We start from the raw sequence: 25,844 nt of genomic DNA, 5'->3' as shown, positions 1-25,844 counted from the left end.
CACGACAGGATGCTGGTCCGAGGTCAAATGCTCGGCCGGATGTGGACACTTCAGGGTCTCAGCAAACCTTGTTGCGAAGATGAAGTTCAAGAACGAATTCTTTGACGTTGAACGGACAAGGCAATGGCTCGGGATGGCTCGGAATGAGGGGCCAGTGCCGTTGATATCGACCTACGATTACAACGTTTCCTTATTGCACCGTGCCACTAAAGAGCGATCTGGCAGCTCGGCGAGTCGTTCTAGGACATCGATCGCTTCGGAATAGATTGACTTTTTATATCGGTCCGCCGCTGCGTGGGCATGGGGCGTCCTATGCCGGGGAGTGCCCGAGCTCGTCAAAACTAGGTAGTGGTAAAAAGCCATTATTTTTCAATGGAGTTTTTGTTTGATTGAGGTATGGTTGCCGGCATTGCGCACAGTGGGGTATGTGCTTTCCTGAACTTGTGAGTCGCATCGATTTTATGGAGCGGAATAGAATTGTTAACTGATATTAAGGACGCGTCTGCGGCTCTCGCTCAGATCTTAGGTGTAACAGGTTTGGTCTGGATGTTATTTTTTTCTTACAATGAAAAAAATAGAGCGTCAATTGTAAAGCTTATAGGTAGTGCATTAGTTCTGGCTTTGGCTTTTGCAGCTAATAATGCATTTACATACGGGCTGGCAATTTTCATTGTTGCGACTCTTGTTACCGATCTAGATTTTCTTGAAAAGCTTGCTGCGCTTTTTTGGAATAGAGATAAGTATTGGGAATATCAACTAAAAAAACAAAGCCCCGATGAGACTGCAGCTAAGGCTGCGAAAGAAGCAGATGACATTCTCTCGGAAAAGCAGGTCAACTCTGACCAGCCCCCATTCACTGACAGTGCTGTTGAGCCAGAGCCAGAGCCAGAGAGAAAACCAGAGTCAGAGCGAAAGGTTGAGGCAGAGGTTGTTGATAACACTGTGGCTTCGAAGCTATCTAAGCCCAATATTTTTATAGGTGACGAGTCTCTACTTCAGAGTAAATTGAAAGAATCGAGACAAATGACAAGACGAATTTTAAATTTCGAGGCTTTAGTCTCTAAAGCGATTGTTTCAGATAGAGGACCGTTTGTGGGTGCCGTGGCCTCTACAGGGTTTATTTTGGAGGTGCGTGATAGGAGGTTTGAGATTGACCTTATTGTCAAGGTCCCTGGGGCCCATTATGTAGCTGAAATAAAGTATGGTGCCACTCCAAGAATAGTTAAAGAAGGAGAAATGAGGATTCGCGAAGTTGCTAGGGTGTATGAGGCGTATTTAATGGAGAAAGGGCAGTTAGATGTTATGGTAATTCCTATGCTGATAGTTTCTTCTCAGGCTGACTGCTCGAGGGTCGGTTCTGCTGTTACGCTACTAAAGTACGACGAGGGGACAAACTCTTTCGTTTAGTGAGATCTTGCGGATATGTCCTCTGTTATTCAGGCGGCCCCAATCAAAGCCTCGATGATACGTTGCCCAGCCAGCGGCGGCACCGCGTTACCGGTCATGTGCATAGTTAGCCGGTGGTTGTCCGGGCGGAGGGTATCTTCGGGAAAGGACTGTGCGGCCATGGCCTCGTCAGCGGTGATCATGCGCATCATGTCGCCGTCGACCACGGCCCAGCGGTCAAGGGTGGTGATGGTACCGATCGGCCGATCCAGGCTGCGGCCGGTGAGGCCTGATCCTGAGCCGTAGTAGGGCATAACGAACCGTTCGCCGAATCGCTTGCGGCCGTTCTCTACTCGAATGAGTGTCGAAGCGGTGCGCCCTGGCTTGACGACCTGTGACCACTTGCCGGCATCGAAGTCGATGATCTGGCTGGCGGGTACGTGTCGGTATTGCTGCAACTGCAAGTGCAACGGCGCTTTGCTGCGAGAGCAGACCATGAACAGTCGCACGCGGTGTTGCGGCACGCCGAGATCGGCGCAGTCCACGATGTGGGGTGCCAACTGGTAACCCAAGCAGCGCATGGCGTCTGCCCAAGCAAGGGTACAAAATCCAGTTCATGAACTCGGGTACGTTCTCGATCACTGCGAAGTCAGGTCGGTTGACCTCGGCGTTCGCCACCGGTGCCCAGGCTGTCGAGCGCGAGTTGTCGTGCTGCGGGTTGCCGGACTTTTTCCCCCGAGCCCTTGTGTGGCCCTGGCAGCAAGGGGAGGCCAGCATCACGTCATCCTTCGGGACGTCCGCCCAGTTCGCCTGGTGCAAATCTTGGCACGCATGGATGGTGTCCGGGTTGTTGCGGGTGTGCCATTCGACTGCCTCAGCCCAGTGGTTTGTTGCCCAAAGCACTTTCATGCCGACATCGACGCCGCCGCGGGTCCATCCGCCGAAGCCCGAGAACAAATCAATTGCTGTGAACATAGGGGATCCTCGCCGAAGTGGCGTTTCAGAAATGGGTAGGGTAGGGTCTTGGTTTTTCGCGAGGGAACGTAAATGGCGAAGCTGAAAGGACTTGATAAAGGGTTGTTTGCAGTAGCAGTTTTTGCATTGTTTGCGATCGTCAGTGTCGCCATCAGATATGTTTCAGAGTTTTCCATCAATATTTTAACTGACCAAGAAAAGTGGGGGCAATTTGGCGATTACTTTGGTGGTGTTTTAAATCCAGTATTGTCTTTTTTTGCTTTTGTTGCGATTCTTTATACTCTGCGAATTCAAGTGGCAGCTAATGAAGAAGGGGAGCAAAGACATGAAGAGTAACTTAGAGAACAGCGGCTATTCCAGCTTATTGGATTGATGAGTCAGACTGCGGTCAATACCAGAATTGTAAATGTTGGTGGGTTTGGTGATTTGGTTGGGCATCAAGCACAGCACTACGCTTTTGGTGAGCTGTCGGAATCACTCGCCACACGTGCAAGCTGGGAAATGATACCTGCGCCACCTCATATGGAAACATTTGAAGCGTTAGAGAAAAAATATAAAGGATGGAGAAGACGTTATTGGCCAGCAGTAGGTTTTTACATCGATTCCGTTTTTTTGATTCTTGAGTTTATTTTAAAGGAGGAGTCAAGTGCAAAGTTTAAAGAGTTTGCTCTAGAGGCACTGCGCGTTCAGTTGTCTGAGAGCGAGCGACTACTTTTATGGTATTCGGCAATGTTTACGGCTAGGCGTGTCGTTTACTTATATCCTATTCTTCAATCAGGGTTTATTGATGATCAAGATGGTTCTCTTGATGATCTATTAAAGCCTTTTCGAAAGGAGATGCTCGCCTGTAGTCTCTTGTGGTCTCATACACAGCTTGATAGCCAACTCGCGGACACGCCGAACAATAAATAATATAAATAAAGTGCGCGCCGTGACTGGGTTCGCAGCTTGGGTGGGGTTTATTTCGGAATGTCGATTTCGTCGCCAGGCTCTGGCGGATCGTCTGCGAGCGACTTCAGTCCGGCTGCTCGAATGATGCGCGACACCTTTTCGCTCACAACAAAAGGTGTCGTGACACAGCGAAGCATTTGAGCGGCGGTATCGAAATCGGCGGCGATCACATTGCGCAGCGGGTTCTGATACACCTCCTGCTGGTTGTTGAAGCCGTGCTCTTTCATCAGGCGCTTGAGGTCCGGCATGAACACGCCGACCACTTCAACCCTGAAGACACCTACACCCTTCTTCGCATCGTCTTCGGCCTTCTTGGCCCGCTTTTTCTTTTGCTTCACCGACTCCGCCGTCGGTTCCTGCTGTTCCTCGGCCATGCCCTGCCTCTTCAATTTCGTGGGCCGATATATCCAGCCATGTCTGTCGTCGGCGCTGACGCACCTGGTTGTTGATGCACCTCATGCTGCGACCTTCACCTGATGCCATGCGCCGGCGGCGTAGAACAGCTTTGCGGCTTGGGCCTCATCAAGCGATACCTCCGCGGGAATGGCGATCCAGCCTGAAGCGACCATGTGGTTCGGGTTCCGTTCTGGTCAGTGACCGAGAAGGGCATGGCCTACGGCAAGAACCTCACCAACCCCCAATCCCCCCGCGAGACGCAACCTCATTGGTACGTCGATCGTGGCAGCACTGGTCGGGAAGGCCTGACATGCAATACACCGTCACGATCAATCAGGCGAAGGCATTGGAGTGGGGCTTGAATGCACAGCAAGCCCTGCTGTTCGCCTTCGTCTATGAGTGCCCGAGCTGGGCCAATCCAATCGAGACGGACACCGGGATCTACTTCGCGCTGAGCAAGAGCAAGATCGTTGAAGAGCTGCCGCTGCTCACCGACAAACCGGACACCGCTTACCGCTTGCTGAAAGCCTTGCGCGATGCCGGCCTGATCGAGCTTTCCAGCACGTCGAGCATCACATTGATTCGCTTGACTGAGAAGGCGAAAGAATGGAACCGTAAACTGGATGGGGCGGAAAAATATCCGACCTTTGATGCGATCGATGGTCGGAAAAAAATCTGATCTACCTCGGATAAATCTCCGAGCAAGGTCGGAAAAAAATCCGATGCAGGGTCGAAAAAGTCTCCGACAAATCAGGGTACCAATAATCAGGGTACCAATCAGGTAACCAGTAATCAGAATTTGCAGGACGGCTCGGACAAGCCGAACCGATCCGGCGGGCGGGTGCTGGTCGTTGATCGCACCGAGGCGCCGCGGGTTGAAATTCCCGCCGACATGCCCGGACCCAAAGACCAGTCCTGCAAGACGTTCAAGACCTGGGCGAACTACGCCATGTCCTACCTCAAGCGGTACAAAGCCTGGCCGGTATGGAACGCCAAGGAGGGAGGGCAGGTCGGTCTGCTGATCGGCCGCCTGGGCATCGACGTCGCTCACAGCGTCGCCGCGTACTACCTCGGAATCAACGACGCCCAACTGATACGCAAGTGCCACAGCGTCAGCGAGCTGCTGGCCAACGCCGAGAGCTACCACACCCAGTGGGTGACCCAAACTCAGATCAACGGCCGCACCGCCCGCCAACAGGAAGACACCCAGGCCAACATTAACGCCGCACAAGAAGCTGCTCGGAACATCCGCGAAGGAGGGCCACGCAATGCTTTCCTCTGACGAACGCGCACAGCTCGCCGGCGCGATCTGCGCTACTGCCGAAACCCTCGGCCAGACCATCAGCGCCACGGATGCGGAGTTGATGGCTGAGGATCTTGCAGTGTTCGCTCCGACTGACATCCGCAAAGCGCTTCAGGCGTGCCGCCGAGAACTGACCGGGAAGCTGACGCTGGCCTCAGTGCTGCAGCAGGTACAGGCCGCCGATGGCCGTCCGGGTAAAGGCGAGGCGTGGTCGATTGCGCTTACCGCGGGCGATGAATCCGAAACAGTTGTGATGACCGCCGAGATACGCCAGGCGATGGTTGCTGCGCAGCCTATCTTGAGTCGTCGAGACGTAGTGGGTGCGCGGATGGCGTTTAACAGCGCCTATGAGCGACTTGTGTCCGCGGCCAGAGCGGAGGCCATACCGACTACTTGGAGCGTTTCCCTTGGGCAGGATCCGACGCGCCGGGTAACAGCGATCGAGTCGGCAGTCCGTATGCAACTGGTCACTCAGCAGGCCGGCACCCAGTACCTGGCTGACCTGCGCATCGCGCCCATCACCAACGATGGCCAGGCTATCGCTGGGCTGCTCACCGGGTCCGAAGTAGAACCCTCACTGCACCTGCGCGAGAAGCTCGCTGAAGTGCGCCAGATCGTCGATGCGGCGAAGGCCCAGCAGAAGAGCGAGCGACTCAAAAGAGCTCAGGCAGATCGAGTCGACACATATCTGCGCAAACGTAAGTTCCGAGTGGCTATCGCAGCAGCACAACGCAAGGAGACATCCCGTGGCTGAACTCGCATTGATCCGCACTGCCCAGGGTTTGGTGCCGGCCACGGAAGCCGACCGCGAAACTGTCCAGAAGTGGAAGGCTGGACAAATCATCCACGGCAAGTTCACCCGCATGCGCAACGGCAAGCTCCACGGCAAGTTCTTCTCGATGCTCGACTTGGCCTGGGAGTACTGGGAGCCCGACGGCGGACTGATTCCGCGCCAAGAGATGCGTGGCACTCAGGGGCTGGCCAGGTTCTTTGAAGCGCAGAGCGGGAAGCCGGGGCAACTGTCTCACGCGGTCGCCGCTTACATCACCGGGCTTGAGCTGGCTCGAGCTGAGCGTTTCCCGGCGGTGGACAAGAGTCGGGAAGCATTCCGTGAGTGGGTGACGATCGAGGCCGGTCATTTCCATCTGGTGCATACCCCCGAGGGGATCCGCAAAGAAGCCAAGTCGATCAGTTGGGCAAACATGGATGACACCGCTTTCGAGCCACTTTACCGCGACGTCTTCAACGCCTGCTGGCGCTTGGTTTTGTCCGCGCACTTTGAAAATGAAGCAGACGCGCTTTCTGCGGCTGATCAGCTGGGGAGTTATGCATGAGAGCCGCCCTCAAGGAAGCAAAGGCGAAGAGGTGCAAGAACCCGGCCTGCGGGGTTAGCTTCAAGCCGTCTTTCTCCACCGCGCAAAAGGTGTGCAGTTGGGCATGCGGCCTGGCTATCGCTCCGGAGAATCGCGAGAAGGCTCGCAAAGCCATTGCTGAAATTGGCCGTAAGGAAATACGCGCAGCCAAGGAGCGAATCAAGCCGCGGGCCCAGTACATGCGTGAGGCGCAACACGCTTTTAATGAATGGGTGCGCCTACGTGATTTCGCTCTGCCGTGCGTGAGCTGCGGTCGACACCACGAAGGCCAATATCACGCCGGGCATTACCGCACCGTGGGAGCAAATCCTGAGCGGCGTTTCGAGCCGCTGAACGTCCACAAGCAGTGCGCGCCGTGTAACAACCACAAGTCGGGCGACATCGTGAATTACCGGATCGAGTTGGTGAAGCGGATCGGCGCCGAGGCGGTCGAGTGGCTGGAAGGCCCGCATAAGCCGAAGAAGTACACCGTCGATGAGCTGAAGGCGATGACCACCGAATACCGGGCAAAGACCAGAGAACTGAAAAAGGGGCTCGCAGCATGAAACTGATCAACGCAAGACAGGTATGGACTGAGGCACAGCACGAATCGAACGCATCGATCAGTGCTGTGGCCATCGACAAGGCGGAATCGGCACCGGTGCAGAAGGGCGGCCGCATGCGCCGTCATGAGGCCGTGTTTGCCGCCCTGGGCGATGACAAGGAAGTACGCATCCAGATTGTTCGTCAGAAGATCAGCATCGGCGAGACACGCCGCACACCGAGTGGTCGATCTACCGACCACGCCGCTCACCTGGCCACCATCGGCAAGGTCTTGCGTGCCATCGACACGCTGCCGTTTCAGGTGCAGCAGTTCGGGCACTACCTCTATCACCCAGCAATGACCATGCGCCACGTAATGAACGCTGTGCTGCTGATCACCGCCCATGCCAAGTTGCCAGACCTGAAATCGGCCAAGCGCGTGAAGGCGCAGTACCTGGTGACCCTAGCGCTGCAATCGTACAAGGGGGAGGTAGTCGGGGCGGCAGAGTGGGGGCCGGCCCGGATTGCTGCTGAGATGAAGATCTTCTTCGGCGTGACGATAGATCCGAAGAACTGGACGCGCGATTGGCTCGACCTGTGGGAATCCCTGAAAGAAGTCATCAAGGAAGTGGATATTCAGGTGCAACAACCGAACTGTCAGGTGATTCACGCGGAAAAAGAAGAAGAGGTGGCATAAAAATATTGACATGATGGGGTTTTGCGCGTACGACTACCCATGGTACGCAATTCACGCAACACGCATACAAACATTTAAATCCAGCCGCCGCGCCGGGTTTTGTTTAGATTGCGTATTAACCAATGTATAATCAAAACTCAGCCAGATTTTATTTGTTCTGGCGCCCAGTTTCTGGGGATCGAAAGGTTCAAATCCGGCCATGTCGGCTGCTCAAATGGCGATTCTGTTGGTGTTAACAGTTTTAATGACTGTCCTGTACACATCCCCTGAATTGCTGATCGCAACAGTTCAATTTGCGAATGAGGGTAGCCTGATGATGAAAGACACCGTGGTGCAATACGTAAAACCAATCTCTGCAATGCTCGTCGCCATCTCGTGCGGTTGCATGGCCAACGGTAAGATCCCTGTTTGATTCGAGGTTAATCCTCACAAAAAACCCCGCCACGCGCGGGGTTTTTTGTGCAAGTCCGATTGTTGCGATATTCTCAATACCTTCGTTTATCGGCATATCAAAGGAAGGCGCAATGAAGCGAGATATCAGGATGGCAACCCTTATTCTTTCAAGCGTGCAGCATTACGCAAAAGTGAACGGTGTCGAACGCCGGCTGCTTGAAACGATGGTTATTGGTGATTTTCCAGGCCAAAAGGACGACTTCGATTACAACTTTGATCTGCTAGTAAATGACGGATTTCTTTTCAGGGATCACGGTAATGTGCAGCTGACCTGGTCAGGTCATGATCTCCTGGACAAACTGGTGAAATAATTTTCTGATTCAAGCAAGCCGGGCCAAGCGCCGGGTTGTTTGTTTCTGCCGTTCGTCCAATGCTCGGCATTTGCAATGCGCCAGCACATCTCAAGTTCAAGCACGGACATTCCTCGCGTCAGAACGGAGAGCGAGCATGGGCATTGATGAAAATGCGCCCGGAAACATTTCTCAGGCGGGCATAACGGGTGGCACTGATAACGAAACCGGCGATGATCCCGAAGGGAAAGAGCCTGAGGTTCCGCTGCCTCCGGACGACGAAGCACCTGTCGATGAAGAAATGGTCGACGTGGACGCCACTAACTCAGTGTCGAGCGAGCATCCAAAACCCTAGCTATTTTCCAGTTTATGAGCCAGGTCACTGCGTCGGGCTTTTTTTTGTCATGGGTCATGCTAGGTGTGTTGTTTTGGCTGGGCGTTACACCACATAATCTGTGGAAGGACACCACCTAATAGGGACTCAATCTTCTATGACAACACTCGCCGCACGCCTGCTAGAGGCTTTTGAAGGGCCGCACACCCTAAATCTTCCAGAGAATCTCAAGAGCTTTCTGGTGAGGGTCCAGCTCGCCCATAGTCAAAATTATGATGACCTGCATGATGCTATGCTCGATCAGGGATTTGAAAGGACGGTGGTGGCGCGAAATGGCGAAGTCAAACAACTTCCAGAAGCGACGTACTTCCTCTCGGGTCAGCCTGATTATTTGAGTGCTGAGGCCGTCCACGATCAGGTCAAAAAGGCGATAAAGCTTCACAAGACCCGGACGGAACAGTCGAATATTACAGCGCAAACATTTGTGTCAGCCGTGTCAGACGTTTGGTTCGACCTTGGCGATGCAGACGACTAACGCCTACGCTTAAAGACCAGATGCATAAATTAAAGCCCCGTCAAATGCGGGGCTTTTTCGTTTCTGAAATACGACGCCTGGTAGCGGGCAAGCAGGTTTGAGTTCGCGTGCTGCTGTAAACGGCAAGGGTTCGGTTCTTCGCATTCCACCAATTTTCAGGCCTCGGCAATGATCGAGGTCTTTTCGTTTTCGGCACCACCACACCCATCGCTCTGAACTGGGAGTGCTGCCGGGGCTGATTCAAATCCGCAGGTCATGGCCTGCCGTATTCCCAATTCCCTGACGGGGAGGAACCGAGATGCCAAACATGCCAGACAAACCAGGCACTTGGGCGATAGCGCTTGCGTGGTTGAGCCAGCATTCGCCGATCCTCTTCGCCGCTGGACTGTCCTGTGCCATGGCTGTGCTTCGAATCACATACGGTGGTGGCACTCGGCGTCAGATGCTGGTGGAAGGTGCGATCTGCGGAGGCCTGACTTTGACGATCATCAGTGGTCTGGATTTCTTCGGCCTACCTCAGAGCATGGCCACCTTTGCCGGTGGCTGGGTTGGCTTCCTGGGTGTGGAGAAGATCCGCAACATCGCTGACCGGGTGACTGACTTCAAGTTGCCGAGCCGCACGCCTGAATAGCCCGCGACACCTTTCGCGGATCAGCAAATTGTGTTGCGATATTGTCAATGGCTTGAAGATCTGACTGGCTGCCCATATGGTCCGGAAGGCATTTCGCCATATGGAGATTGACATGGACCCGTTGCAACGCTTGATTCTAAAAAATCAGTACGAAATTCTTGCTTTACTCGACCCCGACAACAGAGACCATGAGCTCGCGCTCAAAGCTATCGATAGCGGTTATGAGTTGGAGATCCAAACGCTCATTGAGAATGCGTCGATCGAGCCAGTATCTGTGGCGGTCTGTAAGGAGGTTCGCAGCATTTTGGACATGTTCCGGAATCTGCAGAACAGCCTTAGAGAGAATGAAGCCGATAAGAGTTTGATCAAGGCGTCCCTATTCCCTGGATTCGATGGCAATGACGAGTCATCGCACTATTCTTACGCTTTGTACTTGCTAGAAGACAAGGGACTATGGAAAGGCCTGAAGAACAGAGAGCAAACGTGGAACTCACACCACTCGACCCTTGACGGATATCGGGCAATGCTTACCGAGTTTGAAAGTGTGACCGGTTTCCCATATTCAAATGAAGAGGTAGAGCGGGTACTTGCTGCGCGCCACGAAAGGTAACAGAAACCATATGACAACCAAGCAACCCGACTGGGAGGCAATCGATCAACCTTTCAGTCGGGCTGCTATCAAATACTTACGGACTGATGTGTTTAAAGAAGCAAGGACCTACAGGTTGACCGTAGGCAGCACATTCGGCATGAATTTCGGTTAACCCCTGAGCGAAGCTCCCGATACACAGCCCCAAAAGCGCCGCAATGACGACATAAGCCCATACACGATCGGTTGGCATTGGCTGGCGCTTCATCCACGAATCTACACACCTGGCGCCGTATAATAGAAAGTACAGGCCGATCAATGCGGCGACGCCGATCGCCGAGTAAAAGCCCAGCGAAAAGATACTGAGCGGTTTAAGAAACTCCATTGCACATCTCCTTTTTTAAAGTGCCGCTCGATTGAAGCACTCCGGCATCACGCCCGCCACTCAACTGCGTGTAGTTTCCAGCACTTGTGTGGCTTGATCACACAGGAATCACTCCAAATGCGCAGGCCAATGCCCCCGAAAGCACGGCTTGAGTTGTCGGGGCTATCCGTACTCGGCATCCGTCTGACCCCAGATCCAGAAGTGTGGGAGTGGCTCCAAGCCGAGATCCTTGCCGACACCGGAAGCATTCACAACGAAGACCATGCCCACCTACTGGATGCAGACATCCGGGGCATGTGGGCGTCGTCGAGCGTCGAGAAACAAGGGCGCACGGTCCTCGGCCAGGCCGAACAGGTCGCGTTCCGCGCAGGTGGCAGGACGCCGGAGGAGGGGCAAAACGAGTTGAGTTATGGAACGCTTCCATAATAGTTATGGAACACATGCTAAGCGGCGAAGGATTTGCCAAACCCCAGAAACAACAAAGCCCTGAATAATCAGGGCTTTGTCGTATAAAGATGGCGGAGGCGATGGGATTCGAACTCATGGACCTGTTACAGTCGACGGTTTTCAAGACCGTTGCCTTAAACCACTCGGCCACACCTCCGTTTGCGTTGCGGGCGCCATAATACCTGAATGAAACACACTGTCAAACTCTGTGCATGGCTTGTTACAGAGCGTCTGTTATGATCTTTGCGACTGAACGTTTCAAACCAACAGGAGTGTCGCCATGCGCGAACAGGATTACGCAGTTAATAACAGCGTGCAGGCTGAGCAGCTAGAGGTTAGCCGCGTCCTGCGCAACACATACGGCTTGCTCGCTCTCACCCTCGCATTCAGCGGCGTGATGGCGTTCGTCGCCCAGCAGATGCGCGTCGGCTACCCGAATATCTTCGTGGTGCTGATCGGTTTCTACGGCCTTTTCTTCCTAACCAACAAACTCCGTGATTCCGCGTGGGGCCTGGTGTCGGCGTTTGCCTTGACCGGTTTCATGGGTTTCCTGCTCGGCCCGATCCTTAACCGTTACCTGGGCATGCAGGGCGGCGCGGAAGTAGTGAGCTCGGCCTTCGCAATGACGGCGCTGGTGTTTGGCGGTCTGTCGGCTTACGTGCTGATCACCCGTAAGGACATGAGCTTCCTCGGTGGCTTCATCACCGCAGGTTTCTTCGTGCTGCTGGGTGCGACGCTGGCGAGCTTCTTCTTCCAGGTCAGCGGTCTGCAACTGGCGATCAGCGCAGGTTTTGTGCTGTTCTCCTCGGTCTGCATTCTGTTCCAGACCAGCGCCATCATTCACGGCGGTGAGCGCAACTACATCATGGCGACCATCAGCCTGTATGTGTCGATCTACAACCTGTTCATCAGCTTGTTGCAGATCTTCGGCATCATGAGCCGCGATGATTAATCGTTGTCCATGAGTAAAAAACCCGCTTCGGCGGGTTTTTTCTTGCCTGCGATTTGGCTGAAGGCTTATGCCATGGGCGGCAATCGGCGTTTGACCGGGGTTTTCTTGACGATGGCGGTGTTGGTTTCTGCATGGGTGTTGAGGCGGTCGAGGAGGGTGTCCAGTTGTTCCATCGAGCGCACGTGCAGGCGGGCTATGAAGCAGTCGTCGCCAGTGACTTTGTCGCACTCGGTGAATTCGGGAATCGCCTGGATTTGCCGCTCCACCTCTTGCAACTGGCCCGGCAACGGGCGGATTCGCACGATGGCCTGGAGTTGATAGCCGAAACACTTGGGATCAATCTCGACGGTGTAGCCCTTGAGCACGCCGCGTTCTTCTAGGCGGCGCAAACGCTCGGCGACGCTCGGTGAGGACAGGCCGCTGAGGTTTGCCAGCGCCTTGAGCGAACGCCGTGAGTCTTCCATCAACGCCGTAATCAGCACTTGGTCGATATCGTCAGTCATGGCGCTACCCCTGTAAGGTAATTAATCGAAACCGCCTTGATAAAAAAGGCAGATGTCGAGTTTAGCCTGCTTTTTGCGCTGGAGAAGCCCCCGGTTGGATGGGCATACTTTGGGCTCAATCACAGGAGTCTGATGATGGACAAAACACTTCGTCGCGGTTCATTCGAGATGACCGCCGCCATGCTGATTTCCGGGACCATCGGCTGGTTCGTGCTGGTGTCCGGGCAACCGGTGCTGGACGTGGTGTTCTGGCGTTGCGTGTTCGGCGCCGGCACCTTGTTGCTGATTTGCTCGGCTTTCGGCTTCCTGCGCCCCGGCATTCTGACCCGCACCACGTTCCTGCTGGCGGTGCTCAGCGGCGTGGCGATTGTCGGCAACTGGGTGCTGTTGTTTGCTTCTTACTCCCGCGCTTCGATTGCCATCGGCACCGCGGTGTATAACGTTCAGCCGTTCATGCTGGTCGGCTTGGCCGCGCTGTTCCTCAACGAAAAAATCACCTTGCAGAAACTGTTCTGGCTGGGCGTTTCGTTTCTGGGGATGCTGGCGATTGTCAGCGCACACGGGCAACAGGGCGAGGGCGGCAACGATTACCTGATGGGTATCGCGCTGGCACTCGGGGCCGCTTTCCTTTATGCGATTGCGGCGTTGATCATCAAACGCCTGACCGGCACGCCACCGCACCTGATTGCGCTGATTCAGGTCAGCACCGGCGTGTTGTTGCTCGCGCCATTCGCGCACTTCTCGGCGTTGCCACAAGCACCGAGCGCCTGGGCCAGCCTGGTGACTCTCGGCATTGTTCACACCGGCGTGATGTACGTGTTGCTGTACGGCGCGATCCAGAAATTGCCGACGGCACTGACCGGTGCGTTGTCGTTCATTTACCCGATTGCGGCGATTTTCGTCGACTGGTTTGCCTTTGGTCATCGTCTGGAAATGCTGCAATGGATCGGTGTCGCTGCAATTCTGCTGGCCGCCGCGGGCATGCAACAAGGCTGGAGCCTGAAGTTTCGGCGGACAGTTACACAATAATCAGATGTTCCAACACGGCGCGGTCTTGGCCAGGCGCTGGCGCATTTCGCCAATGTTGCTGGCCAGCTGTCGGATCAAAAGCCGGTAGCCGTCCAGCGGGTTGTAGACCGGTGCGTCCAGGCTCGAATCCGCCGGCAGTTCGACGGGGCGATTCAGCCGCTGGGACGCGCCGGATTTCAGCGCCCGCGCCATCCCCACCAGTTGTACGCGAATCAGCCGATGCTCCGCTTTCAACGCCGATTGCAGATTCGCCATGGCGTCGGGGTCATTGGCATCGGGTCGGGTGTTGCCGAGGATTTCCAGAGTGCTGACGCACATGCGCAAATGGCGCTGGATGGCATCAAGTTCGGTCATTGAAATCTTCACTTCCTTGGACACCGACGGCATCAGCGAGCGCTGTTGCACCATCACCGTGTTCAGGCGATTCATCAACTTCACGTGCTCGTCATCAGTAACGGGTTGGCCATTGATGATGCGCCCGTAAATCGTCGCGCAATCACGCAGCGCATCGGCCAGGTTGTAGCGCCAGGAGTAAACCGCGTACAGCGGCAGGGCGAAGGAAAACGCCAGGGCCAGGGCAATGCCGATCAGGATATCCACCCCGCGCCACAGCCCGTCGGTCACCGGATTATCGCCATGCCCGGCGACGATAAACACGGTGATCGCTGACAGCAGCGCCGTGTAACCGCCCTTGCCGATGGCGTGGTATGAGAAGAATCCGCAGACCACCGACATCGCAAAATAGGTCAGCCACGGCATCCCGAGCCAGGCTTGTTGCGCCACCAGCAACAGGCCGACACCAGCGCCGATCAAGGTGCCGATGGCGCGCTCGGCGGCTTTTTTGCCGATGTTGCCGTGGTGTTGCAAACCGCCGATCACCACCAGCATCGTCACCGACGCCCACTCACCGTGGGGCAGGTGGATGCCGGTGGTCAGCAGGATCGTCGCCAGCAACCCCAGCGATACACGCACGGCGTGAATCAATCTGGCGTGGCGATAGCGCCGGTACGGGTCCAGTAACGGACGCAGTACCCGGCGCAGCAACGGTGGCAGTCGGTTGGCTCTGAAGGTGCTCAGACTCTTGGTCCTCAGAAGATGTAGTCGGTGGTCAGGAAACTCGAACTGCGGCCGCTGATGATCTCGCTGATGAGGTCCTTGTTGGTCTCCTGGAACTTGGTCGCGACCAGCGTGCGAATAGAGAACACCCGCAGCGCATCATGCACCGACAACGTGCCTTCGGCCGAGTTCTTGCGACCATTGAACGGATAGGTGTCCGGGCCGCGCTGGCACTGGGCGTTGAGGTTGATCCGACCGACCTGGTTGGCGAAGGTGTCCACCAACCGGCCAACCGCCACCGGGTTGGTGCCAAAGATACTCAGTTGCTGGCCGAAGTCCGACTCCAGGACGTAATCGATCACTGTGTCCAGATGCCGATAAGGCACGATTGGCACCACCGGGCCGAACTGTTCTTCCTGATAGACACGCATCTGTGGCGTCACCGGGAACAACACCGCCGGATAGAAGAAGGACGCGCGGGCTTCACCGCCATTCGGGTTGACCACACGGGCACCTTTGCTCACGGCATCCGCAACCAGCCCGTGCAGATAATCGACCTTGCCCGACTCCGGCAGCGGCGTCAGGGCTACGCCGGTTTCCCACGGCATGCCGGGTTTGAGGCTGGCAAGTTTGGCGTTGAATTTGTCGATGAACGCCTCGACCACGTCTTCGTGGACGAAGAGGATTTTCAGCGCGGTGCAGCGCTGGCCATTGAACGACAGCGAACCGGTGACCGCTTCGTTCACGGCGTTGTCCAGGTCCACCTCAGGCAAAACGATGCCAGGGTTTTTCGCGTCCAGGCCCAGCGCTGCGCGCAAACGGTGCGGTTTCGGGTGGAGTTTTTTCAGGTCGCTGGCAGCCTTGTTGGTGCCGATGAACGCGAAGATATCGATCTTGCCGCTGGCCATCAGCGCGCTGACCGTCTCGCGGCCGCTGCCGTAAATGACGTTGATCACACCGGTCGGGAAGCTGTCGCGAAACGCTTCCAGCAGCGGACGAATCAGCAGCACGCCGAGCTTGGCTGGTTTGAACACCACGGTGTTGCCCATGATCAACGCCGGAATCAGCGTGGTGAAGGTTTCGTTCAGCGGGTAGTTGTAAGGTCCCATGCACAGCGCCACGCCCAGCGGCACGCGGCGGATCTGCCCGAGCGTGTCCTGTTCCAGCTCGAAACGACTGGAGCGGCGGTCGAGTTCCTTAAGCGCGTTGATGGTGTCGACGATGTAGTCGCAGGTGCGGTCGAACTCTTTTTCCGAGTCCTTGAGGTTTTTGCCGATCTCCCACATCAGCAACTTGACCACGGCTTCGCGCTGTTCGCGCATACGCCCGAGAAACGCTTCGACGTGCTGGATGCGTTCGGCCACGCGCATGGTCGGCCACAAACCCTGGCCCCGGTCATAGGCGCGGACGGCGGCGTCGAGCGCGGTCAGCGCGGTGTCGGCATCGAGCAGCGGCGTGCTGCCGAGGATCACTTGTTCGTCGCCATTTTCGCCGGTCAGGTACACCGGGCTGCGGACTTGGGCGAGGGGACCGGCCCAGGTTTTCAGTTCGCCATCGACCAGGTATTCACGTTGCTCGGTCTGGCCGTCGAGGCGGTACTTTTCCGGGATGTCGCTGGCGTCGGGAAACAGGTTGCCGAGGATGTGTGCTGTGGTCATGTCGCTACTCCATGTGATGTAAGCCATGCGCTGGCGGCTTGCAGTTCAGAATTCACTTCAAAGGTTATACGCCTTATTGCCTCGACTTTTTAAGTGCCGGGGTCAAGATCCGGCGATCTTTTGACCTGAGAACACACAACGGCCGACGCTGCGGGTAAACTTCATGCTCTTTATTAAGGAGTTCATATGAGTTACTACCAGCCGGGCATCCTCGCCACCCCCGTTCCACCTCAAGCCCGTCATATGTTCTTCGCGCTGGAATCCGTCGATGCACTGCCGGCCGCGCTCGACAAGTTGACGCAGCTGGTGGACGGGAAGTCGGCGGTGGCCGGTTTCGGTGAATCCCTGGTCAAGGCGCTGCACGTGCAGATCGACGGGCTGCGGCCGTTTCCGGCACTGACCGGCGTCGGCGTCGACAACCCGTCGACCCAGCACGCGCTGTGGTGCTGGTTGCATGGTGTCGACCGTGGCGAGTTGCTCAATCGCGCCACCGCCATCGAGGCCGCGCTGGCACCGGCCCTGCGCCTGGTGCAGATGAACGAAACGTTCCGCCACCTCACCGGCCACGACCTGACCGGTTACGAAGATGGCACCGAAAACCCGCACGATGAAGCCGCCGTATCTGCCGCGTTGATTGGTGAGGGCGCTGACGGTGTGGTCGGTGGCAGCTTCGCCGCGATCCAGCAGTGGCAGCACGACCTGAAGGGCTTCCACGCGATGCCGTCCGAAGAAAAGGACAACATCATGGGCCGTCGCTTGAGCGACAACGAAGAAATCGATGACGCGCCGATCTCTGCCCACGTCAAACGCACCGCCCAGGAAAGCTTCGCTCCCGAAGCGTTCGTGGTCCGCCGCTCGATGCCGTGGATCGAAGGGGATCGCGCCGGCCTGATGTTCCTCGCGTTCGGTTTCTCCCTCGACGCCTTCGAAGCCCAATTGCGACGCATGAGCGGTCTGGAAGACGGCATCACCGACGGCTTGTACCGTATCAGTCGGCCGATCACTGGCGGCTACTACTGGTGCCCACCGCTGAAGGACGGTCGCCTGGATTTGCGCGCATTGCGCGTCGGTTGATCTGTAGGAGCAAAGCTTGCCGGCGAAGGCGATTTCAATGACGCCATCGCCAGCAAGCCGGCTCCTACAAGTGCGTATGTGTGCCGGGAATGTTCGGTTGACGCCAATCCCGTAGGAGCACGGCTTGCCGGCGAAGGCGATTTCATGGGCGCCATCGCCGGCAAGCCGGCTCCTACAAGTGCGTGGGTGTGCCGGGAAAGTTCGGTTGACGCCAATCCTGTAGGAGCACGGCTTGCCGGCGAAGGCGATTTCAAGGACGCCATCGCCAGCAAGCCGGCTCCTACAAGTGTGTATGCGTGCCGGGAATGTTCGGTTGACGCCAATCCCGTAGGAGCACGGCTTGCCGGCGAAGGCGATTTCATGGACGCCATCGCCGGCAGCCGGCTCCTACAAGTGCGTATGCGTGCCGGGAAAGTTCGGATGACGCCAATCCTGTAGGAGCCAGGCTTGCCGGCGAAGGCGATTTCATGGACGTCATCGCCGGCAAGCCGGCTCCTACAAGTGCGTATGCGTGCCGGGAATGTTCGGTTGACGCCAATCCTGTAGGAGCACGGCTTGCCGGCGAAGGTGATTTCATGGACGCCATCGCCGGCAAGCCGGCTCCTACAAGTGCGTATGCGTGCCGGGAATGTTCGGTTGACGCCAATCCTGTAGGAGCACGGCTTGCCGGCGAAGGCGATTTCACGGGTGCCATCGCCGGCAGGCCGGCTCCTACAAGTGCGCGGGTGTACCGGGAATGTTCGGTTGACGCCAATCCTGTAGGAGCCGGCTTGCCGGCGATCCATGCGGCGCGGTGCGTCAGGTGCCGCGCCATCCCACGAATCTAACCTTATTCTCAAACAGTATTTCTCAACCCCAGTACTAGAACTCTAAGATCACGTCATAACTCGTTATAACAAGTGATCTGCCATGACCGATAACGTTCTCTCCCTCAGCAGTGTTCCTTTGCACACGCAACTGCGCGACGTCTTGCGTGCCCGCATTCTCGACGGCGAATACCCGCAAGACAGCCAGATGCCTTCGGAAAGCGAGCTTGGTGCGTTGTTCAAAGTCAGCCGCATCACCGTGCGCCAGGCCCTCGGCGATCTGCAAAAAGAAGGGCTGATCTTCAAGATTCACGGCAAGGGCACGTTCGTCGCCAAGCCGAAAACCTTCCAGAACGTCAGCACCCTGCAAGGCCTTGCCGAGTCCATGACCGGGCGCGGCTACGAGGTGATCAACCGCCTGCGCAGTTTCAAATTCATCCCCGCCGACAAACTCGTCGCCGAGCGTTTGCGGGTGGCCGAAGGCGAGATCGTGGCGCAGATCAAGCGGGTGCGCCTGATCAACCGTCAGCCGATCTCACTGGAAATCACCTACCTGCCCAAAACCATCGGCGAACGGCTGGAGAAGGCCGATCTGGTCACCCGCGACATCTTCCTGATCCTCGAAAACGACTGCGGCCTGGCCCTCGGTCATGCCGATCTGGCCATCGACGCCGTACTCGCCGACAGCGACCTGACCCAAGCACTCAACATCGAACCCGGCTCGCCGATCATGCGCATCGAGCGTCTGACCCACGATGCCAGCGGCCAACCCGTGGACTTCGAACACCTTTACTACCGTGGCGATGCCTTCCAGTACCGCCTGCGGATCGACCGGCACAAAGGGGCGCAGGCATGACAAGAAGTACCCTCGAACAGGAATACGACATCGTCGTGATCGGCGGTGGCACGGCGGGTCCCATGGCGGCAATCAAGGCCAAGGAGCGCAACCGCGACCTGCGCGTGTTGCTGATCGACAAGGCCAACGTCAAACGCAGCGGCGCGATCAGTATGGGCATGGACGGCCTGAACAACGCGATCATTCCCGGCCATTCCACGCCGGAGCAGTACACCAAGGAAATCACCATCGCCAACGACGGCATCGTCAATCAGGCAGCGGTCTATGCCTACGCCACCCACAGCTTCGAAACCATCGAGCAACTGGACCGCTGGGGCGTGAAGTTCGAGAAGGACGAAACCGGCGATTACGCAGTGAAAAAGGTCCACCACATGGGCGCTTACGTTCTGCCGATGCCGGAAGGGCACGACATCAAGAAAGTCCTGTACCGCCAGTTGAAACGCGCCCGGGTCAGTATCACCAACCGTGTCGTTTGCACGCGCTTGCTGACGGACGAAGAGGGTGCGGTCAACGGCCTGATGGGTTTCGACTGTCGCACCGCCGATTTTCACGTGATCAAAGCCAAGGCGGTGATCCTCGCGTGCGGTGCTGCCGGGCGCCTCGGTTTGCCGTCCTCGGGTTACCTGATGGGCACTTACGAAAACCCGACCAATGCCGGCGACGGTTACGCCATGGCTTATCACGCCGGGGCCGAACTGGCGAACCTCGAATGCTTCCAGATCAACCCGCTGATCAAGGATTACAACGGCCCGGCCTGCGCCTACGTCACCGGCCCGTTGGGCGGCTACACCGCCAACAACAAGGGCGAGCGCTTCATCGAGTGCGACTACTGGAGCGGCCAGATGATGTGGGAGTTCCACCAGGAACTCGAAAGCGGCAACGGCCCGGTGTTCCTCAAACTCGATCACCTGGCCGAGGAAACCATTCAGAACATCGAAGAGATCCTGCACAGCAACGAACGCCCGAGTCGCGGCCAGTTTCACGCCAATCGCGGCACCGATTACCGCACGCAGATGGTCGAGATGCACATCTCCGAAATCGGTTTTTGCAGCGGGCATTCGGCGTCGGGTGTGTGGGTCAACGAGAAGGCCGAAACCTCGGTCAAGGGTTTGTACTCGGCGGGTGACATGGCCGCCGTGCCGCACAACTACATGCTTGGCGCGTTCACCTACGGCTGGTTTGCCGGCACCAACGCAGCGGATTTTGTCGCCGGTCGCGAATTTTCAGCGGTCGATGCCAAGCAGATCGAGACAGAGAAAGCGCGGGTCTACGCGCCACTGGACCGCGAGCACGGACTGCCGCCGGCCCAGGTCGAGTACAAGCTGCGACGCTTCGTGAACGATTACCTGCAACCGCCGAAAGTGACCAAGAAGATGCAGATCGGCCTGCAGCGTTTCAGCGATATCCAGCGCGATCTCGATCAGATCAAGGCCCACAACGCCCACGAACTGATGCGCGCCATGGAAGTCAGCATGATCCGCGACTGCGCCGAAATGGCCGCCCGCGCTTCGTTGTTCCGTGCTGAAAGTCGCTGGGGGCTTTACCACTATCGGGTCGATCACCCGCAACGCAACGACAGCGACTGGTTCTGCCATTGCCATTTGAAGAAGGATGAACACGGCCAGATGAGCAGTTTCAAGAAAGCCGTCGAGCCCTACATCATCCCGCTGGATGCCGAAGAAATGCAGGCCTACGACCGGCTGCGTGTCGGTGCCTTTGCGGCCTGAGCCTGACTATAAGAGAGACCGACCAATGGCCTATCAACCCCAGGAAATTTTCTTCCGTTCCAACGCGCCCGTCACGGTCGACGAGGACCTGTGCATCGCCCACAAAGGCTGCACCGTGTGCGTCGACGTCTGCCCGATGGACTTGCTGGCGATCAACCCGGCCACGCAAAAGGCCTACATGGCCTTCGACGAATGCTGGTACTGCATGCCGTGCGAAAAGGACTGCCCGACCGGGGCGGTGAAAGTCGAAATCCCATACCTCTTACGTTGAAACACCAACCTTGTAGGAGCCGGCTTGCCGGCGATGAGGATTTCCAATTCAACATTAATGCTGGCGGATATACCGCGATCGCCGGCAAGCCGGCTCCTACAGGTTTCGCGTAAAAAGCTACCCGGCAACACCGGACGCCTGCTTCAAACACCCCTCGTTTCCCACCACGCCCTGATCGTGGCGGAGACGAACATCCTATAAATGATTCGAGGGGATTCACCATGTTATTGCGTGCAGCATTGGCCGGTCTGGTACTGGCTTCATTCACCTTGTCGGCTTCCGCCGAAACCATCCGCATTGCCATCGGCACCCAGGACACCACGATCAACTGCGCCGCCGGCGGCCTGTTGATTCGCGAGCTCGGCCTGCTGGACAAATACTTGCCCCACGATGGCCAATACAAGGACGCCAAATACGAGGTCGAGTGGAAGAACTTCACCAGCGGCGCGCCCCTGACCAACGAGATGGTCGCCGGCAAACTGGACTTCGGCGCGATGGCCGATTTCCCCGGCTCGTTCAACGGTGTCGCGTTCGAAACCGCCGGCAAACACAGTCTGTTTATCAGCGTGCTGTCGGGCAGTATCAAGGGCAGCGGCAACGGCATCGTCGTGCCGAGTGCTTCGGGCGTGCAATCACTGGCCGAGTTGAAGGGCAAGACCATTTCCGTGCCGTTCGCCTCGACCGCCCATGGCATGTTGCTGCGCGCCGTGACGGCTCAGGGTTGGGACCCGCTCAAAGACGTGAACATCATCGCCCAGCCGCCGGAAGTCGCCGGTTCCGCGTTGCAGGCCGGGAAGATCGACGCCCATGCCGACTTTGTGCCGTTCGCTGAACTGTTCCCGAGCCGTGGCTTCGCTCGCAAGATCTATGACGGTTCACAGGCGAATACGCCGACGTTCCACGGTGCGCTGGTCGATCAGGCCTACGCGAAAAAGTACCCGGAAATCGTCGTCGCGTACCTGCGCGCCAGCCTCGAAGCCAACCAGTTATTGGCGGCAGAACCCGAGAAGTACAGCGAGTTGATCGCCAAGGTCACCGGCGTCGATGCCGAGGTCAATTACCTGTTCCACGGCCCGCTCGGCGTGCAGACCCGCGACCTGAGCTGGAAGCCGGAATATCGCCAGGCGGTCGGCACCGCCATCGACACCCTCAAGCTGCTGAAGAAGGCTGATCGCGGTCTCGACCTCAACACCTTCATCGACGACCAGTACATCCGCGCCGCGTTCAAGGCATCGAAGCTGGACTACACCGCGCAACTGGCCAACTACGGCCAGACCCCGCTCAAAGCAGTGGATGCCTTGAGTGGCAAAGCCATTACCGACTTCAGTCATGTGGCCGAGATCTGGGTGCGCGGCGAGCCGAAAGTGCGGCAGTACGCCTCGGCGGAATCGGCGTTCACCGCATTGGCCGGTTTGAAGTCCGAAGGCAAAAACATCCGCGCGGTGTATGCCCAGGCGAGTGACAGCGGGATCAAGTTGCTGGCGGATCAGGCGTGGTTTGCCAGTGACGCGAAAGGGCGCCTCAGCGCGTTCCTGCTCAAGGGCCAGGCCCAGCAATTCGCCACGGCCCAGGGCGGCAAAGTCCTCGACTTCACCGACGCCACCACCCAGGCCGTAGCCGCCCGCTAACCGCCAGAACCCCGCAATCCCCTGTAGGAGCGAAGCTTGCTCGCGAAGGAGTGTCAGCTAAGTCAATGTCGACTGACACACCTTCGCGAGCAAGCTTCGCTCCTACAGGGGGTTAGGTTGAGAGGAAGAATTGTGTACCGATCATTTATCCGCTGGATTCCGAGGGCAGCCTCAATACTGCTCTGCCTTTTGTTCTGGCAACTCGCCGCCAGCCACCACTGGAACCTCGGCCTGGTCACCTTCGCCAATGTCCCGACACCGCTGGCGGTGATCGAAGCCGCCCTCGGCCTGGGCGATTCCGGCAAACTCGCCCAGCACCTGAGCAGCAGCCTCAGCCGGGTCTTCGCCGGTTACCTCGCGGCGCTGATCATCGGCATCGCGTTGGGCCTGGCCATCGGTCGTTCGAAATGGGCCGAAGATTTGCTGTTGCCGCCGCTGGAAGTCCTGCGCCCGATCCCCGCCGTCGCCTGGATTCCCCTGGCGATCCTGATGTTCCCGTCGTCGGAACTGTCGATGGTCTTCATCACCTTCACTGGCGCGCTGTTCCCGATCCTGCTCAACACCGTGCACGGCGTCGAAGGCGTTGACCCGCGCCTGATTGCCTCGGCGAAAAGCCTCGGGGCAGGGCGTCGGGCGATTCTGCTGGAGGTGATTCTGCCGGGCGCCGCGCCGAGCATCATCACCGGCCTCGCCATCGGCATGGGCACCTCGTGGTTTTGCCTGGTGACCGCCGAAATGATCTCCGGCCAATACGGCATCGGCTATTACACCTGGGAGTCCTACACCATCCAGAACTACGCCGACATCGTCGTCGGCATGTTGCTGATCGGCGTGCTCGGCATGGGCAGCAGCCTGCTGATCAAACGGTTGGGCGGGTTGTTGACGCCTTGGCATCGACCACGAGGAAAAGCCTGATGAGCGTATTTCAACACCTTGAAGGGCGCATCGATATTCGCGGATTGTCGATCAGCCTCGGGGAGGGCCGTGCCGCGTTCGAAGCCGTACAAGGCCTCGATTGCCAGATCGAACCGGGGCAGTTCGTGTGCATTCTCGGCCCCTCCGGTTGCGGCAAATCGACCTTGCTCGGCGCGCTGGCCGGACACCTGCAACCTCGCGCCGGCAGCCTTAAAGTCGATGGCGAAGACGTGTCGAGTCCTTCGCCCCAGCGCGGCATGGTGTTCCAGCACCACACGCTGTTCCCTTGGCGCACGGTGCGCGACAACGTCGCGTTCGGCCTGAAAATGCGCGGCATCGGCAAGGCCGAACGGCACGAAGCCGCCGATGAAATCCTCGCGCTGGTCGGCCTCGACGGTTTCGCCGAGCGCTGGCCGGATCAGTTGTCCGGTGGCATGCAGCAGCGGGTGGAAATCGCCCGGGTGCTGATCAACCGTCCGCGTTTGTTGCTGATGGACGAACCTTTCGGTGCCCTCGACGCGCTGACCCGATTGAACATGCAAGAGCTGCTGCTGGACATCTGGACGCGGATTCGCACCACCGTGGTGTTCGTCACCCACGACATCGACGAAGCGTTGTTCCTCGCCGACCGGCTGCTGGTCATGAGCACGCGTCCCGGGCGGATCATCGAAGACCTGCGCCTCGACTTCCCTCGGCCACGCACCAGCGAACTGGTGACAAGCCATGAGTTTTCCCGCTTGAAGCGCCATTGCCTCGAATTACTGCGTCACGAAGACGGTCGGCAGCTACCGCGCCTGAACCCTCTCGGACTTCCCCCTGAAAACAAACTGCCGCGATTTGCCCTATGACCTCTCTATTCGATGTAACCGATAACGATGACATTCTCGCCCTGCAACCGCGCCTGACCGATGCCGACGCCGGCGTGCGCCGGATCGCCCTGATCGAGCTGGCAGATCTGGAAGAGCCGGACGGCTTGCTGTGGCTGGTCGATCGACTGGCCGAAGACCCGACCGCAGAGGTTCGCGCCGAAGCCGCGCGCCTGCTTGAAGCCTGGGAGGATGCGCCGGTCGTCGAGGCGCTGTGCCAGGCGTTGACCGATCCGTCGCCGGCCGTGCAGGCCGCCGCCGCGCAGAGCCTGAGCCTGCTCAAGAGTGAAGCCGCAGGCCGGGTGATTCTGCCGTGGACCGGGCATGCCGACATCAACGTGCGTATCGCCGCGTTCCGGGCGTTGCGCGAATTGCGTTTTCCCGATGCCGCGACCGCTGCCTTGGCGGCGCTGGACGATGCAGACGCCAGCGTTCGCCGCGAAGCGGTTGGCGTGCTTGGCTGGCTCAAACAGCTCGATGCCTTGCCGGCCCTGGCGACGTTGGCCAGTCACGACCCGGACACCGAAGTCCGTCGCGCCGCCACGGGAGCCCTTGGCCTGGCCTCCGATGCGCACGTCCTGCCGGCCCTGCGCCAGGCGTTACAGGACTGCGCCTGGCAAGTGCGCGAAGAAGCCGCGACCACCCTTGGCAAGGTCGGTCATACCGACGCGGGCCCGGCATTGGTCGAAGCGTTGAGCGATGATTACTGGCAAGTGCGCCTGCGCGCCACCCGCAGTCTCGGTCGCTTGCGTTATGCCCCGGCGCTGGACGCATTGATCGAAACCCTCGGTCATCGCATCAGCAACCTGCGCAAGGAGGCCGCGTTGGCCCTCGGCGAATTGAACGATAAAGGCGCAGTTGCGCCGTTGCAGGCCGCGCAGAACGACGGCGACCCGGAAGTGCGCAAAGCCGTGCGCATTGCCTTGAGTCAGTTGCAATGAACCCGCTGGCGATCGGCAATTCCCGGAGCAAACAGCAGCTGCGACTGAACTGGCCGGATGGTCGTGAGCAGTTGCTGGATCATGCCGAGTTGCGCCGGCAATGCCCGTGTTCGCAGTGCCGGGCGTTTCGCTTGAAAGGGTTGACGCCGAGGGTCGATGACCGAGTGCAAGTCATCGAATTGAATGCGCAGGGCTATGGCCTGCAACTGATTTTCAGCGATGGCCACGAACGGGGCATTTACCCGTGGCCGTATCTTTCGAGCCTGGCCTGATGACGCGCTTCACCGGTGAGTGT

The 25,844-nt window shown here is 57.8% G+C and carries 30 protein-coding genes, 1 tRNA gene and 4 pseudogenes; 28 read left to right on the top strand and 7 right to left on the bottom strand.

Annotated elements, in window-relative coordinates:
* Nucleotides 1-477 precede the first annotated feature (477 nt).
* Nucleotides 478-1,407: a hypothetical protein gene (locus J4E42_RS03105; RefSeq protein ID WP_207284560.1), complete on the top strand. Its 930-nt coding sequence runs from the start codon at nucleotides 478-480 to the stop codon at nucleotides 1,405-1,407.
* Nucleotides 1,408-1,436: 29 nt separating this feature from the next.
* Here J4E42_RS03105 and J4E42_RS03100 read toward each other — a convergent pair.
* Nucleotides 1,437-2,361, bottom strand: a pseudogene (locus J4E42_RS03100) (DNA cytosine methyltransferase).
* A 72-nt stretch (nucleotides 2,362-2,433) separates the two neighbouring features.
* Between J4E42_RS03100 and J4E42_RS03095 the strand changes: the two are divergent.
* Together J4E42_RS03095 and J4E42_RS03090 are read left to right on the top strand one after the other, a co-directional pair.
* Nucleotides 2,434-2,697, top strand: coding sequence for a hypothetical protein (locus J4E42_RS03095; RefSeq protein ID WP_207284559.1), 264 nt, complete (start codon nucleotides 2,434-2,436; stop codon nucleotides 2,695-2,697).
* Between the two features lie 36 nt (nucleotides 2,698-2,733).
* Nucleotides 2,734-3,273, top strand: coding sequence for a hypothetical protein (locus J4E42_RS03090; protein WP_207284558.1), 540 nt, complete (start codon nucleotides 2,734-2,736; stop codon nucleotides 3,271-3,273).
* Between the two features lie 47 nt (nucleotides 3,274-3,320).
* Here J4E42_RS03090 and J4E42_RS03085 read toward each other — a convergent pair whose 3' ends face one another.
* Nucleotides 3,321-3,686 carry a hypothetical protein gene (locus J4E42_RS03085; protein WP_207284557.1) on the bottom strand — a complete coding sequence of 122 codons (366 nt, stop codon included), beginning with the start codon at nucleotides 3,684-3,686 and terminating at the stop codon, nucleotides 3,321-3,323.
* 204 nt (nucleotides 3,687-3,890) lie between these two features.
* Here J4E42_RS03085 and J4E42_RS29385 point away from each other — a divergent pair.
* The 12 genes and pseudogenes from J4E42_RS29385 to J4E42_RS03030 all read left to right on the top strand — a co-directional run.
* A pseudogene (locus J4E42_RS29385) lies at nucleotides 3,891-4,070 on the top strand (hypothetical protein); the annotation flags it as partial.
* Nucleotides 4,019-4,990 (top strand): annotated as a pseudogene (locus J4E42_RS03080) (phage replication protein). The pseudogenes J4E42_RS29385 and J4E42_RS03080, both read left to right, overlap by 52 nt.
* Complete coding sequence (locus tag J4E42_RS03075) at nucleotides 4,977-5,765, top strand: hypothetical protein (protein WP_207284556.1); 789 nt, start codon at nucleotides 4,977-4,979, stop codon at nucleotides 5,763-5,765. Before J4E42_RS03080 ends, J4E42_RS03075 begins: the two are co-directional and overlap by 14 nt.
* Complete coding sequence (locus tag J4E42_RS03070; protein WP_207284555.1) at nucleotides 5,758-6,345, top strand: DUF1367 family protein; 588 nt, start codon at nucleotides 5,758-5,760, stop codon at nucleotides 6,343-6,345. The genes J4E42_RS03075 and J4E42_RS03070 overlap by 8 nt, the downstream gene beginning before the upstream one ends.
* The gene (locus J4E42_RS03065) at nucleotides 6,342-6,929 is read left to right on the top strand and encodes a recombination protein NinG (RefSeq protein ID WP_207284554.1); all 588 of its coding nucleotides are present in this window, start codon (nucleotides 6,342-6,344) and stop codon (nucleotides 6,927-6,929) included. Before J4E42_RS03070 ends, J4E42_RS03065 begins: the two co-directional genes overlap by 4 nt.
* Nucleotides 6,926-7,603, top strand: coding sequence for a hypothetical protein (locus tag J4E42_RS03060; RefSeq protein ID WP_207284553.1), 678 nt, complete (start codon nucleotides 6,926-6,928; stop codon nucleotides 7,601-7,603). Before J4E42_RS03065 ends, J4E42_RS03060 begins: the two co-directional genes overlap by 4 nt.
* 199 nt (nucleotides 7,604-7,802) lie before the next feature.
* Entirely contained in the window at nucleotides 7,803-8,015 is a 213-nt protein-coding gene (locus J4E42_RS03055) for a hypothetical protein (protein WP_207284552.1), read from the top strand.
* 112 nt (nucleotides 8,016-8,127) lie between these two features.
* Nucleotides 8,128-8,367, top strand: a complete 240-nt coding sequence (locus J4E42_RS03050) for a hypothetical protein (protein ID WP_207284551.1) — start codon at nucleotides 8,128-8,130, stop codon at nucleotides 8,365-8,367.
* Nucleotides 8,368-8,503: 136 nt separating this feature from the next.
* A complete protein-coding gene (locus tag J4E42_RS03045) occupies nucleotides 8,504-8,701 on the top strand; it encodes a hypothetical protein (RefSeq protein WP_207284550.1) in 198 nt (65 codons plus the stop codon).
* Nucleotides 8,702-8,837: 136 nt separating this feature from the next.
* On the top strand, nucleotides 8,838-9,215 hold the full coding sequence (locus J4E42_RS03040; protein ID WP_207284549.1) for a hypothetical protein: 378 nt from the start codon (nucleotides 8,838-8,840) through the stop codon (nucleotides 9,213-9,215).
* A 298-nt stretch (nucleotides 9,216-9,513) separates the two neighbouring features.
* Nucleotides 9,514-9,846: a phage holin, lambda family gene (locus J4E42_RS03035; RefSeq protein WP_207284548.1), complete on the top strand. Its 333-nt coding sequence runs from the start codon at nucleotides 9,514-9,516 to the stop codon at nucleotides 9,844-9,846.
* A gap of 112 nt (nucleotides 9,847-9,958) precedes the next feature.
* The gene (locus J4E42_RS03030; RefSeq protein ID WP_207284547.1) at nucleotides 9,959-10,456 is read left to right on the top strand and encodes a YfbU family protein; all 498 of its coding nucleotides are present in this window, start codon (nucleotides 9,959-9,961) and stop codon (nucleotides 10,454-10,456) included.
* Between the two features lie 76 nt (nucleotides 10,457-10,532).
* Here the strand turns inward: J4E42_RS03030 and J4E42_RS03025 are convergent, their stop codons facing one another.
* Nucleotides 10,533-10,820 carry a hypothetical protein gene (locus tag J4E42_RS03025; protein WP_207284546.1) on the bottom strand — a complete coding sequence of 96 codons (288 nt, stop codon included), beginning with the start codon at nucleotides 10,818-10,820 and terminating at the stop codon, nucleotides 10,533-10,535.
* Between the two features lie 117 nt (nucleotides 10,821-10,937).
* Here J4E42_RS03025 and J4E42_RS03020 point away from each other — a divergent pair.
* Nucleotides 10,938-11,195: pseudogene (locus J4E42_RS03020) on the top strand (putative metallopeptidase); the annotation flags it as partial.
* A gap of 141 nt (nucleotides 11,196-11,336) precedes the next feature.
* On the opposite strand, the gene J4E42_RS03015 reads toward J4E42_RS03020, so the two are convergent.
* Nucleotides 11,337-11,424, bottom strand: a tRNA-Ser gene (locus tag J4E42_RS03015).
* A gap of 123 nt (nucleotides 11,425-11,547) precedes the next feature.
* Here J4E42_RS03015 and J4E42_RS03010 point away from each other — a divergent pair.
* Nucleotides 11,548-12,219: a Bax inhibitor-1/YccA family protein gene (locus tag J4E42_RS03010; protein WP_007915443.1), complete on the top strand. Its 672-nt coding sequence runs from the start codon at nucleotides 11,548-11,550 to the stop codon at nucleotides 12,217-12,219.
* 65 nt (nucleotides 12,220-12,284) lie between these two features.
* Here the strand turns inward: J4E42_RS03010 and J4E42_RS03005 are convergent, their stop codons facing one another.
* Nucleotides 12,285-12,722 carry an Lrp/AsnC family transcriptional regulator gene (locus J4E42_RS03005; RefSeq protein ID WP_008028095.1) on the bottom strand — a complete coding sequence of 146 codons (438 nt, stop codon included), beginning with the start codon at nucleotides 12,720-12,722 and terminating at the stop codon, nucleotides 12,285-12,287.
* 135 nt (nucleotides 12,723-12,857) lie between these two features.
* Here J4E42_RS03005 and J4E42_RS03000 point away from each other — a divergent pair, with 135 nt between their 5' ends.
* Nucleotides 12,858-13,751: a DMT family transporter gene (locus tag J4E42_RS03000; RefSeq protein ID WP_207284545.1), complete on the top strand. Its 894-nt coding sequence runs from the start codon at nucleotides 12,858-12,860 to the stop codon at nucleotides 13,749-13,751.
* Here J4E42_RS03000 and J4E42_RS02995 read toward each other — a convergent pair whose 3' ends face one another.
* Both J4E42_RS02995 and J4E42_RS02990 read right to left on the bottom strand, forming a co-directional pair.
* The gene (locus J4E42_RS02995) at nucleotides 13,752-14,795 is read right to left on the bottom strand and encodes an FUSC family protein (protein ID WP_207284544.1); all 1,044 of its coding nucleotides are present in this window, start codon (nucleotides 14,793-14,795) and stop codon (nucleotides 13,752-13,754) included.
* A gap of 44 nt (nucleotides 14,796-14,839) precedes the next feature.
* On the bottom strand, nucleotides 14,840-16,465 hold the full coding sequence (locus tag J4E42_RS02990; protein ID WP_207284543.1) for an NADP-dependent glyceraldehyde-3-phosphate dehydrogenase: 1,626 nt from the start codon (nucleotides 16,463-16,465) through the stop codon (nucleotides 14,840-14,842).
* A gap of 186 nt (nucleotides 16,466-16,651) precedes the next feature.
* On the opposite strand from J4E42_RS02990, the gene J4E42_RS02985 reads away from it, so the two are divergent.
* The 10 genes from J4E42_RS02985 (at nucleotide 16,652) to J4E42_RS02940 (ending at nucleotide 25,821) form a co-directional block, all read left to right on the top strand.
* A complete protein-coding gene (locus tag J4E42_RS02985) occupies nucleotides 16,652-17,539 on the top strand; it encodes a Dyp-type peroxidase (RefSeq protein ID WP_207284542.1) in 888 nt (295 codons plus the stop codon).
* Nucleotides 17,540-17,683: 144 nt separating this feature from the next.
* A complete protein-coding gene (locus J4E42_RS02980; RefSeq protein WP_207284541.1) occupies nucleotides 17,684-17,977 on the top strand; it encodes a hypothetical protein in 294 nt (97 codons plus the stop codon).
* A gap of 471 nt (nucleotides 17,978-18,448) precedes the next feature.
* On the top strand, nucleotides 18,449-19,201 hold the full coding sequence (locus J4E42_RS02975; RefSeq protein WP_207284540.1) for a GntR family transcriptional regulator: 753 nt from the start codon (nucleotides 18,449-18,451) through the stop codon (nucleotides 19,199-19,201).
* Nucleotides 19,198-20,928: a fumarate reductase/succinate dehydrogenase flavoprotein subunit gene (locus tag J4E42_RS02970; RefSeq protein ID WP_207284539.1), complete on the top strand. Its 1,731-nt coding sequence runs from the start codon at nucleotides 19,198-19,200 to the stop codon at nucleotides 20,926-20,928. Before J4E42_RS02975 ends, J4E42_RS02970 begins: the two co-directional genes overlap by 4 nt.
* Before the next feature lie 25 nt (nucleotides 20,929-20,953).
* Complete coding sequence (locus tag J4E42_RS02965; protein ID WP_007946457.1) at nucleotides 20,954-21,199, top strand: ferredoxin family protein; 246 nt, start codon at nucleotides 20,954-20,956, stop codon at nucleotides 21,197-21,199.
* A 221-nt stretch (nucleotides 21,200-21,420) separates the two neighbouring features.
* Nucleotides 21,421-22,827 (top strand): ABC transporter substrate-binding protein, encoded by a 1,407-nt coding sequence (locus J4E42_RS02960; RefSeq protein ID WP_207284538.1) that lies wholly within the window; start codon nucleotides 21,421-21,423, stop codon nucleotides 22,825-22,827.
* Between the two features lie 132 nt (nucleotides 22,828-22,959).
* Entirely contained in the window at nucleotides 22,960-23,742 is a 783-nt protein-coding gene (locus J4E42_RS02955; RefSeq protein WP_207284537.1) for an ABC transporter permease, read from the top strand.
* Nucleotides 23,742-24,590, top strand: coding sequence for an ABC transporter ATP-binding protein (locus J4E42_RS02950; RefSeq protein ID WP_207284536.1), 849 nt, complete (start codon nucleotides 23,742-23,744; stop codon nucleotides 24,588-24,590). Before J4E42_RS02955 ends, J4E42_RS02950 begins: the two co-directional genes overlap by 1 nt.
* Complete coding sequence (locus J4E42_RS02945; RefSeq protein ID WP_207284535.1) at nucleotides 24,587-25,549, top strand: HEAT repeat domain-containing protein; 963 nt, start codon at nucleotides 24,587-24,589, stop codon at nucleotides 25,547-25,549. The genes J4E42_RS02950 and J4E42_RS02945 overlap by 4 nt, the downstream gene beginning before the upstream one ends.
* Nucleotides 25,546-25,821: a DUF971 domain-containing protein gene (locus J4E42_RS02940; protein ID WP_008027252.1), complete on the top strand. Its 276-nt coding sequence runs from the start codon at nucleotides 25,546-25,548 to the stop codon at nucleotides 25,819-25,821. The genes J4E42_RS02945 and J4E42_RS02940 overlap by 4 nt, the downstream gene beginning before the upstream one ends.
* The last annotated feature ends 23 nt before the right edge of the window (nucleotides 25,822-25,844 follow it).

It is taken from the genome of Pseudomonas sp. FW300-N2A2, from assembly GCF_017351735.1.
Lineage (GTDB): Bacteria > Pseudomonadota > Gammaproteobacteria > Pseudomonadales > Pseudomonadaceae > Aquipseudomonas > Aquipseudomonas migulae.
This window is presented reverse-complemented; position numbering and strand designations above follow the sequence as displayed.